The sequence below is a fragment of the Agrobacterium fabrum str. C58 genome (assembly GCF_000092025.1).
Classification (GTDB): Bacteria; Pseudomonadota; Alphaproteobacteria; order Rhizobiales; family Rhizobiaceae; genus Agrobacterium; species Agrobacterium fabrum.
In genome coordinates, this window is record NC_003063.2 from 1,028,754 (window position 1) to 1,040,000 (window position 11,247).

General features: G+C 60.0%; 10 protein-coding genes (1 of these 10 cut by a window edge). 4 read left to right on the forward strand and 6 right to left on the reverse strand.

Features of this window, described 5'->3' with window-relative positions; all coding sequences use genetic code 11:
• Positions 1-11: 11 nt before the first annotated feature.
• The 3 genes from ATU_RS18295 to ATU_RS18305 all read left to right on the forward strand — a co-directional run bounded on the left by ATU_RS18295 (position 12) and on the right by ATU_RS18305 (position 3,079).
• Positions 12-407 carry a RidA family protein gene (locus tag ATU_RS18295; protein WP_010973436.1) on the forward strand — a complete coding sequence of 132 codons (396 nt, stop codon included), beginning with the start codon at positions 12-14 and terminating at the stop codon, positions 405-407.
• Between the two features lie 32 nt (positions 408-439).
• Positions 440-1,528 (forward strand): D-TA family PLP-dependent enzyme, encoded by a 1,089-nt coding sequence (locus tag ATU_RS18300; protein WP_010973437.1) that lies wholly within the window; start codon positions 440-442, stop codon positions 1,526-1,528.
• A 72-nt stretch (positions 1,529-1,600) separates the two neighbouring features.
• Positions 1,601-3,079 carry a M81 family metallopeptidase gene (locus tag ATU_RS18305; RefSeq protein ID WP_010973438.1) on the forward strand — a complete coding sequence of 493 codons (1,479 nt, stop codon included), beginning with the start codon at positions 1,601-1,603 and terminating at the stop codon, positions 3,077-3,079.
• Positions 3,080-3,091: 12 nt separating this feature from the next.
• Here ATU_RS18305 and ATU_RS18310 read toward each other — a convergent pair whose 3' ends face one another.
• The 6 genes from ATU_RS18310 to hutI all read right to left on the reverse strand — a co-directional run bounded on the left by ATU_RS18310 (position 3,092) and on the right by hutI (position 10,271).
• Positions 3,092-3,664 (reverse strand): HutD/Ves family protein, encoded by a 573-nt coding sequence (locus ATU_RS18310; RefSeq protein ID WP_010973439.1) that lies wholly within the window; start codon positions 3,662-3,664, stop codon positions 3,092-3,094.
• Positions 3,665-3,702: 38 nt separating this feature from the next.
• The gene (locus tag ATU_RS18315) at positions 3,703-4,713 is read right to left on the reverse strand and encodes an alpha/beta fold hydrolase (RefSeq protein WP_010973440.1); all 1,011 of its coding nucleotides are present in this window, start codon (positions 4,711-4,713) and stop codon (positions 3,703-3,705) included.
• Between the two features lie 195 nt (positions 4,714-4,908).
• Positions 4,909-6,582 (reverse strand): urocanate hydratase, encoded by a 1,674-nt coding sequence (hutU, locus tag ATU_RS18320; protein ID WP_010973441.1) that lies wholly within the window; start codon positions 6,580-6,582, stop codon positions 4,909-4,911.
• Positions 6,583-6,596: 14 nt separating this feature from the next.
• Entirely contained in the window at positions 6,597-7,397 is an 801-nt protein-coding gene (hutG, locus tag ATU_RS18325; protein ID WP_010973442.1) for an N-formylglutamate deformylase, read from the reverse strand.
• A gap of 73 nt (positions 7,398-7,470) precedes the next feature.
• Positions 7,471-9,015, reverse strand: a complete 1,545-nt coding sequence (gene hutH, locus ATU_RS18330) for a histidine ammonia-lyase (RefSeq protein ID WP_010973443.1) — start codon at positions 9,013-9,015, stop codon at positions 7,471-7,473.
• Positions 9,012-10,271, reverse strand: coding sequence for an imidazolonepropionase (hutI, locus tag ATU_RS18335; protein WP_010973444.1), 1,260 nt, complete (start codon positions 10,269-10,271; stop codon positions 9,012-9,014). Before hutI ends, hutH begins: the two co-directional genes overlap by 4 nt.
• Positions 10,272-10,384: 113 nt before the next feature.
• On the opposite strand from hutI, the gene ATU_RS18340 reads away from it, so the two are divergent.
• Positions 10,385-11,247 carry the 5' portion of a formimidoylglutamate deiminase gene (locus ATU_RS18340; RefSeq protein WP_010973445.1) on the forward strand. The gene runs 484 nt beyond the window's last position, so 863 of the gene's 1,347 nt are visible here — the first part of the coding sequence; its start codon is at positions 10,385-10,387; the stop codon falls past the right edge of the window.

The following is an 11,247-nucleotide window of genomic DNA, read 5'->3' on the forward strand; positions in this document are numbered from 1 at the left end:
TGCGAGGACGCGTGGAAAATCAAAAGCTGGTAAGATACGAGACGGCGGATAATCAGGCTGGCGGGCAGCGTCGGCCCTTCGCCAAAGCCGTGCGGGCCGGCGATTTCGTTTACGTCTCGGGCCAGGTGCCAACCGTCGATGGCGAGGTCGTGACCGGCGGTATCGTGGCGCAGACCGAGCAGGTCGTCGCGAATATCAGGGATGTTCTGGCGCTCGCCGGTTGTACGCTGGCCGATGTGGTCAAGGTTAATGTCTGGCTGGACGATGCCCGGGATTTCTCGAGCTTCAACGCCGTTTTCCAGAAATATTTCATCGATCATCCACCGGCGCGTTCGACCGTGCAATCGCCGCTGATGGTGGATGCCAAAGTGGAAATGGACGTTATCGCTTATAAGCCGCTGGCTTAAGCCCCTGATTTTTTGAACTCTGCGAGTAGATAATGAGCTATCCCTGGCCTGATGCGGGCACAGCCCTCAATGCGATTTCGACGCCCATGCCCGTCATTGATGAGGACAGGCTTGCCGCCAATATCCTCAGGGCGCAATCCTATCTGGATGCGCACGGCAAAACTTTCCGGCCACATATCAAGACGCACAAGATACCTGCCATTGCCAAACAGCAGCTTCAGGCAGGTGCGATCGGCATCAACTGCCAGAAGGTCAGCGAGGCGGAGGTTTTCGCGGATGCCGGTTTCGAGGACATCCTGATCACCTACAATATTCTCGGTGCGGCAAAGCTTTCGCGGTTAAAGGCGCTAAATGCGCGCATCGGCAGGCTGAGCGTCGTGGCCGATAGCGCCGTGACGATTGCCGGCCTTGCCGATACATTTGATGCGGCAAGGCCGCTCGCCGTTCTGGTTGAGTGCGACACGGGCGGCAAACGCTGCGGTGTGCAGACGCCAGAAGCGGCCTTGGCGCTTGCGGAACAGATCGTCTCGGCATCGGGCCTCATATTCAGGGGCATTTTGACCTATCCGGCACCGGGCGGCGCCGAGATGGTGGAGAAGTTCATTCGCGAGACCATGGCGTTGCTCGCCACAAAGGGCATAGATTGCCCGGTGCGATCCAGCGGCGGCTCGCCGGATTTCTATTCCGCCCATCTTGTAGCCTCCGCCACCGAACATCGGGCGGGCACCTATATCTATAATGACCGTTCGATGCTGCGTGCAGGGCATTGCAGCGCTGGCGATCTCGCCATGCATGTTCTCGCGACCGTCGTCTCAAAACCGACGGCCGACCGGGCCGTGCTGGATAGCGGCTCCAAGGCCCTGACATCGGATCTTCTGGGTTTCAATGATTATGGGCTGCTCGAGGGTTACGAGGGCGCTAAAATCATCTCGCTTTCGGAAGAACATGCGGTTGTTGATTTGTCCGGCTGCACCGGGGCCAGGCCCGAAATCGGCGATGTGGTCCAGGTTGTACCGAACCACACCTGCGTTGTCAGCAATCTTTTCGACCGCATGGTGTTCCATCGAAACGGCGTTGTAACCCGGGTAGAGCAGGTGGCGGCACGGGGAACAGTCTGGTAAAATTACCCGGCTAATTAAATTATGAATCGGAAGCTGCGCGAATGCGGATACCGGCAACGAGAATCGAAAGACATGCGCATCTTCACGGCGTCGCTCGCCACTGAAACCAATACGTTTTCGCCCGTTCCAACGGATATGGATGCATTTCGCGCCGCTTTTTATGCCGGCCCGGGCGAGCATCCGGAAACGCCGACGCTTTGCTCGTCGCCGGTACCTATCCTGCGCCGCCGTGGCAAGGCGGAAGGGTTTACGGTGATCGAAGGGACATCCTGCTGGGCGGAACCGGCGGGCCTCATCCAGCGCCAGACCTATGAAACGCTGCGGGATACCATTCTTGCCGAGCTTGCTTCTGCCCTGCCGGTGGATGCGGTGGTGTTTGGCCTGCACGGCGCCATGGTGGCGCAGGGTTATGACGACCCGGAAGGGGATTTCCTGTCGCGTGTCCGGGCTATGGTCGGGCCGGATGTGCTGGTCGCGGCGGAATTTGATCCCCATAGTCATCTGACGGCGCTTCGGGTCAAGAATCTCGATATCATGGCGACGTTTCTGGAATTTCCGCATACGGATTTCGAAGAGCGCGGCGAGCATGTCGTGGAAATGGCGCTGCGCACGCTTCGCGGCGAGGTCAACCCGGTCATCTCCACTTTCGATTGCCGCATGATTACCATATATCCGACCAGTCGTGAGCCGATGCGTTCTTATGTCGACCGATTGAAGGCGATGGAGGGCAAGGACGGCATCCTGTCGATTTCCGTCATTCACGGTTTCATGGCTGGCGACGTGCCGGATATGGGAACGCGGATCGTCGTCGTCACCGACAATGACAAGGCGAAGGGCGATGCGCTGGCCGAAAAACTCGGCCATGAGCTTTATGCCATGCGCAAGCTGACCGCGATGCCGATGCTGGATACGGAATCGGGTCTCGACCTCGTTCTCACCATTCGCAGCAACAATCCGGGAAAGCCGGTCGTTGTATCAGATATATGGGATAATCCCGGCGGCGGTGTCGCCGGCGACGCCACTCATATTTTACGGCGCATGGTGGCGCGCGGCATGGACAATTTTGCCGTCGCGACGATCTGGGATCCGATTGCGGTGTCTTTCTGTCACGCCGCGGGCGAGGGCGCCGAGATCGATCTGCGCATCGGCGGCAAGTCCAGCCCGGAAGGTGGGGAGCCGCTCGATTTTCGCATCAAGGTGATGCGCACGGCCGAGGCCGGCTGGCAGAGTTTCCGCAATAGCAGGGTGACACTGGGTCGAGCCGCGGTCGTCCGGCCGCTCGGCACTGACATCGATATCATCCTCATTACCAGCCGGACGCAGACTTATGAGCCGGATATCTTTTCCAATCTCGGCGTCGATTTTGCGAAAAAAGATGTGCTGTTGGTCAAATCCACCAACCACTTCCATGCGGGTTTTGCGCCGGTCGCCTCCGAGATCGTTTATATCGCGGCTCCGACGTCCTATCCCACAGATCCCGCTAAAACGCCCTATCGCAAGGCGAGCCTTGAACTCTGGCCCCGGGTGGCCGATCCGCTGGGCCTGGATTGAGAAGAGGCGGGCTTAGACCTGATCGAACGTCACGACAAAGAAACGACCATCTTTTTCAATGGCCTGCGCGGTAAATCCGGCACCGCGCTCAAGCAGGAGGCTGTCGCGTCGCTGTAAATGCATGATTTCGCTGCCCGATGAGACAGTGACAGGGTCTGTTGCAAAAATGATCGTCATCGTTGACGCCGCTGAACGAACAGTGAGTGCGCCGCGATGTCTCTCGACGCGATGCGCGTAGTGTCCGCGACGGGACATGACATTGAGATCAACGATGGAACCACCCGTTAAAACGGCGTTGACCGGAACATCGGCAGCGAAGGGCAGGGGATCGCTATCCATCGCCAACACCACCGGTTCGCGTTCGTCGATACTGAGGCTCATACCGGCCCCTTCCAGGATGCAGAGGGTGCGGTCAATCCCGGGAAATATGGAAAAGGGGCCGTCCTGCGCTACGTCAGCCATGCTTATGCGCCAGTCGAAATCCGCCATCGAGGCGTTTGCGGGATGGACGATGATCTCAGTTGTTATGCCGCCACCATTTTTCCAGGGCATTGATGTGTAGGTGCTCTTCTGTAGATATCTCATTTTTTCATTCCCTGGGCATCTGGCTGAATAGGATGGCGCTATTTGCCACCGTCGTCGGCGATACGATGTTCGAGCTCTTTTTGTGCAGCGCGGAGATCAGCTCTTTTCCCGGCAAGTTTCTCGATCGCTTCGACAACCAGATCACGCGCAATATAGTCTGATTTGTGCCCGAGATTCTTCACAACGATCAAGGTCGACCTGTCGATATCGCGTGCAAGCTGGAGAGAATGAATCTCTGGCGATACAACAGTGTCCGTATCGCCGGTTATAATGACGGTCGGCGCTTTGATTTTGGAGTAATTCGGCGCGGCGCTCCGCGCCCATGCGTTCAGCCCGGCGACTTCCCGCGCGTTATGGCGAAAAGCCTGCGGTCTCAAAGCCGCCCATGCGCGCGTTGCTTCCACATAGCCAGGGGGACGATTATTGGGTGCAAAAACCCCAAGCGTCGCCTGATCAAGCGCAAGAAGACCTAAGGGGGGCGCGATGAAGGTCGAAAAAAGCGGGCCGGTCACCGGGGCGCTTGCTGCCGTATAGTACCAGGCAATGCCTCCCGGCCACGGGTAAACCGCAGGAGAGAGAAACACCAGGCCCGACACCATCTCCGGGTGGCGAAGCGCAAATGCCGCGGTGATGGCGCCGCCAAAGGAGTGGCCGACGATGATGGCCTTGCGGACGCCGCGCTTTTTCATCAACTGAGCCACGGCATCGGCCTGTCCATCTGGCAGTATGTTGTCCTTGCCGCCAATATCGGAGCCGCCATGGCCCGGCCTGTCGATGAATAGCAGTCTTGCCCGGCCGCGGAGTTTGTCCTCAAAGGAAAACAGCGGGTCATAAAGACTTGCGCTCGCGCCATGCAGGAAAACGATCGGCGGCAGGTCTGCTTGTTTTTGTGGTTCGATCAACAGGCTGTTGAGCTTGTATCCGCCGACATCGATTCTCACCGGCACGGCGTTTCGGCCTTGGGCGGCTGCAGGGACGGTCAAAGAAAAAGCGGGAGAAATTGCACCAATCAAAAAGCTGAGGGCAAGTGAGATACGCCGTGGTGTCATGCTGTCGTCCACACTCCATCAAAGCTTGCCGTGTCATTATCGTGCGCGAAAAATGATCTGTGTGCTTGATCAACAGCTAACAACGAGAAAATTGAGCCGGAAGTTTCAGATGAAGGAGCGGCTTGGATAATGACGTCCGCCTCTGCTCCGGAAAGGGTGGAAAGCCGCGCGGCGATAGACCGCGCGGCACGATAATCAATTGCCGAGAATGCCGGGCAGGCGCAGGCCCTGCTCTTTGGCACATTCCACGGCAATGTCGTAACCGGCATCGGCGTGGCGCATGACGCCGGTGGCCGGGTCGTTCCACAGCACGCGCTCCAGCCGGCGAGCGGCATCATCGGTGCCATCGGCGCAGATAACCATGCCGGAATGCTGCGAGAAGCCCATACCGACGCCGCCGCCGTGATGCAGGGAAACCCAGGTGGCGCCGGATGCGGTGTTGAGCAGTGCGTTGAGGAGCGGCCAGTCGGAAACGGCATCCGAGCCGTCCTTCATGGCCTCGGTCTCGCGGTTCGGCGAGGCGACGGAGCCGCTGTCGAGATGGTCGCGGCCGATGACAACAGGCGCCTTCAGTTCACCGTTCCTGACCATTTCGTTGAAGGCCAGCCCAAGACGATGGCGATCACCAAGGCCGACCCAGCAAATACGTGCCGGCAAGCCCTGAAACGCGATGCGCTCGCGCGCCATGTCCAGCCAGTTATGCAGGTGCTTGTTGTCGGGCAACAGCTCCTTCACCTTGGCGTCGGTCTTGTAGATGTCTTCCGGATCGCCTGACAGTGCCGCCCAGCGGAACGGGCCGATGCCGCGGCAAAAAAGCGGGCGGATATAGGCCGGCACGAAGCCCGGGAAGGCGAAGGCGTTTTCCAGTCCCTCATCCTTGGCGACCTGGCGGATGTTATTGCCGTAGTCGAGCGTCGGAACGCCGGCGTTCCAGAAATCGACCATGGCCTGCACATGCACTTTCATCGACGCACGGGCGGCGGCGGCAACGGCCTTGGGGTCGCTTTCCTGCTTCGCGCGCCATTCGGCAACGGTCCATCCGGCCGGCAGATAACCATGGATCGGATCGTGCGCCGAGGTCTGGTCGGTGACGATATCGGGTCGGACGCCGCGACGGAAGAGTTCCGGAAATATCTCGGCCGCATTGCCGATCAGGCCGACGGACTTCGCCTCGCCCGCCTTGGTCCATTGGTCGATCAGGGCGAGAGCTTCATCCAGCGTATGCGCCTTCGCATCAACATAACGGGTGCGCAGGCGGAAATCGACGCGGGTTTCATCGCATTCGACGGCGAGGCAGCAGGCGCCCGCCATGACAGCGGCCAGCGGCTGCGCGCCGCCCATGCCGCCAAGACCGCCGGTCAGGATCCATTTGCCCTTCAGGTTGCCGTCATAGTGCTGGCGGCCGGCCTCGACAAAGGTTTCATAGGTGCCCTGCACGATGCCCTGCGTGCCAATGTAAATCCACGAACCGGCCGTCATCTGGCCGTACATCGCAAGGCCTTTCTTATCCAGCTCGTTGAAATGATCCCAGTTCGCCCAATGCGGCACGAGGTTGGAATTGGCGATCAGCACACGCGGCGCATCCTTGTGGGTGCGGAAGACGCCGACCGGCTTGCCGGACTGCACGATGAGGGTTTCATCCTCGTTCAGGTCCTTCAGCGTCGCGACGATCCGGTCGAAATCGTCCCAGGTGCGCGCGGCGCGGCCAATGCCGCCATAAACCACCAGTTCGTGCGGCCGTTCGGCGACATCAGGATCGAGATTGTTCATTAGCATGCGCAACGGCGCTTCCGTCATCCAGCTTTTGGCATTGAGTTCAGTGCCCTGCGGTGCGCGGACGTCGCGAATATTGTGGCGCGGATTGTTCATGTGCTTTCCCCTTATCATTTCGTGTCGAGCGCAAATTTTTCCATGCGCGTGAGAATGGTCTTGAGATGGGTGCGAAGCCGTTCGGCTTTGCCTGTGTCATAGGCAAAAGGCGGGTGCTCGTTTTGAAGATGGGTGGACTGCGCCAGCTCCATCTGAATGGCATGCACGCCGGTCTGCGGTTTTCCGTAATGGCGCGTCGTCCAGCCGCCTTTAAAGCGGCCGTTCAGAATGCTGTCATAGCCCTGCGCCGCGGCGGTCACCTCGACGGCGATTTTCTCGATGGCCGGATCGCAGGTCTTGCCCATATCCGTGCCGATGTTGAAATCCGGCAGCTTTCCCTCGAACAGGAAGGGGATATGCGAGCGGATCGAATGGCAATCATAGAGAATGGCGATGCCATGGATGGATTTCACCCGTTCGATTTCCGCCGCAAGGGCTGCGTGATAGGGCGCGTGGAAAGTCTCCAGTCGATGGGCGATGTCGGCTTCGTTCGGTTCCGCTCCCGTTTTCCAGATGGGCTTTCCGTCGAAATCCGTTTCCGGGACAAGGCCGGTCGTGTTCTGTCCCGGATAAAGGCTGACGCCTGCCGGATCGCGGTTTGCATCGATCACGTAGCGGTGGAATGTTGCCCGCACGGTTGTCGCGTTTTCGAGAAGCCCGGCATAAAGCGTATGGATATGCCAATCGGTATCGGCGAAAATCCTCCCGTTGTCATCGAGGCGATCCCATATCGCGGGCGGAACCTCGGTTCCGGTATGCGGAAAAGCCAGAATGACCGGCGATGTGCCCTGGTGAAGCATGAAGGGCGTGTTCATCGATCGCGCCTCTCTACCGTGGGGTAGCCCCAAGGCAGTGACGGAGTTAGAGGAGGAAAATATGCCCATCATCTCAAGCCTCCAGCTTCGGCAGAATGCCGCCCGAAATCGTCGAGACCAGCGCGCCGGAGGCAATCAGCTCCGCCGCAGCCTTCAAATCCGGCGCCATATAGCGGTCCTCTTCCAGCGAAGGGACTACAACACGCAGCACAGCAATCACCTTTTGCAATTCAGGACTGGTTTTCAGCGGTCCGCGCAGTTCCACACCCTGAACGGCCGAGAGCGCCTCGATCCCAAGGATGGCAAAGAGATTGTCGGTCATCGGCAACAGGCGGCGCGCGCCATGGCAGGCCATGGAGACATGGTCTTCCTGATTGGCCGAGGTCGGCGTCGAATCGACGGAGGCCGGATGCGCCATTTGCTTGTTCTCGCTCATCAGCGCGGCGGAGGTGACTTCGGCGATCATCAGGCCGGAGTTCAGGCCCGGTTTTTTCGAAAGGAAAGCCGGCAGGCCATAAGAAAGCGCCGGATCGACCAGCAGCGCTACACGCCGCTGGGCGATCGCGCCGATCTCACAAATGGCAAGCGCCGTCTGATCGGCGGCGAAGGCGACCGGCTCGGCATGGAAATTGCCGCCGGAAACGACGGAATTATCCGAGAGCACCAAGGGATTGTCGGTCACCGCGTTGGCTTCGATTTCCAGCGTGCGCGCCACCTGGCGCAGAAGATCGAGGCAGGCGCCGTCGACCTGCGGCTGGCAGCGAATGCAATAGGGATCCTGCACGCGCTCGTCGCCCTCGATATGGCTGACGCGGATTTCCGAACCTTCCAGCAGGTTACGAAGCGCCGCTCCCGCATCGATCTGGCCCTTGTGGCCGCGCAGGCTGTGAATATCGGGATGGAAGGGCGCGGATGAGCCCATGGCGGCGTCCGTCGAAAGTGCACCGGTAATGAGCGCCGCCTGTGCGGCACGATGGGCGCGGAACAGCCCGGCCAGCGCCAGAGCTGTCGAAGTCTGCGTGCCATTGATCAGCGCCAACCCCTCTTTCGCCGCAAGCACCACCGGCGTCAGCCCGGCTTTGGCGAGCGCCTCGCCGGCGGGCAGCGGCGCACCCTCATAAAAGGCCTCGCCTTCCCCCATCATGACGGCGGCCATATGGGCGAGCGGCGCGAGATCACCGGAAGCGCCGACCGAACCCTTTTCGGGAATGACGGGGATGACACCCTTTTCCAGCATGGCCTCGATCAGCCGAACCAGTTCCAGCCGCACGCCGGATGCGCCGCGGCCGAGCGAAACCAGCTTCAACGCCATGATCAACCGCACGACATTTTCAGGCAGCGGCACGCCGACCCCGCAGCAATGCGACAGGATGAGATTGCGCTGCAATGTCGCCACATCGGCGGCGTCGATTTTGATGGAAGCGAGTTTGCCGAAACCGGTATTGATGCCGTAGACCGGCGCATTGCCGGCGGCGATTTCCGCGATGCGGGCGGCGGCTTTTTCAATGCCGGCGTCGAAGGAACGGTCGAGCTTTGCCGTGCCGTTTTCCCAGTAGATGGCGGCAAGATCGGCAAGCGTCACGGCGCCGGGATGAAGCGTGATGGTCTTCATGGTCATGGAGAAACCTTCTGTCCCTTGAAAATACGGGCATGGAGCGGGTTGAAGCCGATGCGATAGACAAGCTCGGCCGGGCGCTCGATGTCCCAGATGGCGAAATCGGCGGATTTTCCGGCCTCCAGCGTGCCGGTTTCCGCAAGCAGTCCGAGCGCCTTTGCCGCATTGCGTGTCGTTGCCGTCAGGCACTCCTCCACTGTCATGCGGAAAAGCGTGGCGCCCATATTCATGGTCAGCAGCAGCGAGGTGAGCGGCGAGGTGCCGGGGTTGCAATCCGTTGCGAGCGCGATCTCGGCTCCGGCATCGCGCAGTGCCTGAACCGGCGGCAGTTGCTTCTCCCTGAGCGCATAAAAGGCGCCGGGCAGAAGCACGGCCACGGTTCCGGCTTTTGCCAGCGCCTTCGCACCGGTCTCGTCGAGATATTCCAGATGATCGGCCGAAAGCGCGTTGTAGGAGGCCGCAAGCTCTGCGCCGCCGAGATTGGAAAGCTGTTCGGCATGAAGTTTGACGGGGAGCCCCCGCTGCTGTGCTGCCGCAAAAACCCGGTCGATCTCTTTCACGGAAAAGGCGATGCCTTCGCAAAAACCGTCCACCGCATCCGCCAATCCTTCCGCATGGGCTTTTTCCAGCCCGGGGAGAACGACGTCGGTGATGTAATCGGCGTTGCGGCCCTTATAGTCCGCGGGTGTCGCGTGTGCGGCGAGATAGCTGGTGACGATGCGGACGGGCCGTAATGTCTCGAGTCTGCGGGCGACGCGCAGCATTTTCAGCTCGGTTTCGATGTCGAGACCATAACCGGATTTGATTTCGATGGTGGAAACACCCTCGGAAAGAAGCGTGTCGAGACGCGGCAGAGCCTGCGCCACCAAAACCTCGTCCGAAAGCGCGCGCGTGTCGCGCACCGAAGAAACGATGCCGCCGCCCGCTTTGGCGATCTCTTCATAGGTGGCGCCATTGAGCCGCATTTCGAATTCCATGGCGCGATTGCCGCCAAAGACGAGATGGGTGTGGCAGTCAATCAAGGCGGGTGTGATCCAGCGGCCGCCGCAATCGGTCGTCTCATCGGCTGTCGAGAGGTCATCGGGCAAATCGCTTTCCGGGCCGGCAAAGGCAATGCGGCCGTTACGCACGGCAATAACGGCGTTTTCGACGGCGCCGATGCCATCCATGGCGGGATTGAGGGTCGCCAGCTGGGCGTTGCGCCACAAAGCCGTGGCGTTCCCCGTCGCCGTTCCCTTCGCAGAATTGTTCCCTGGCATTGCTTTTCGCCTTTCCTTTGTGAGTTAAATGTATATACATAATAATCGGCTTGGCAAGCTGCAATTTCGGGTTTGAAATGGCCTTGCCGGGAAGAACCAAAGGAGAGGGTGGCATGACGGCAATTTACGCGGGCGCGGCGCTTCTGGCTGGTGGATGGGCGAGGGATGTTCGCATCATCTGCGAAGACGGCATTATTTCATCCGTCGAAACCGGCGTTTCCCCGCAGCCGCAGGATGAGCGCCACGCCGTCATCGTTCCGGCCATGCCCAATCTCCACAGCCACGCCTTTCAGCGCGCCATGGCCGGACTTGCCGAAATTCGCGGTCCCGGTGATGATAGTTTCTGGAGCTGGCGCACGGTCATGTATAAATTCGCGCTTTCCATGACGCCTGACCATGTCGAGGCGGTTGCCGCCCAGCTATATATGGAAATGCTCGAGGCCGGTTTTGGCCGGGTCGGTGAGTTCCACTACCTGCATAATGACAGGGACGGCTCGCATTACGGCAATATCGCCGAAATGGCCGAGCGTATCGGCGCGGCCGCTTCACAAACGGGCATCGGTCTCACATTACTGCCGGTCTTTTACGCCCATTCCGGTTTCGGCGGTCAGGCGCCGATCGACGGGCAGAAACGCTTCATCCATTCGCTCGACAGTTACGGAAAGCTGATGCAGGGCGCGCAGGCGGTGGTTGACAGGCTGCCGGGCGCCGTTCTCGGTATCGCGCCCCATAGCCTGCGCGCCGTGACCGGCGCCGAGCTTGCGGCCATCGAGCCGCTGGCAAAGGGTGGACCGATCCATATTCATGTGGCGGAACAGATGAAGGAAGTGGAGGATTCGCTCGCCTTTTCCGGCGCCCGGCCGGTGCAATGGCTGCTGGACAATGCGCCGTTCGATGGTCGCTGGTGTCTTATCCATGCGACCCATATGACGGAAACCGAAACCAGACGTATGGCGAAAAGCGGGGCTGTTGCCGG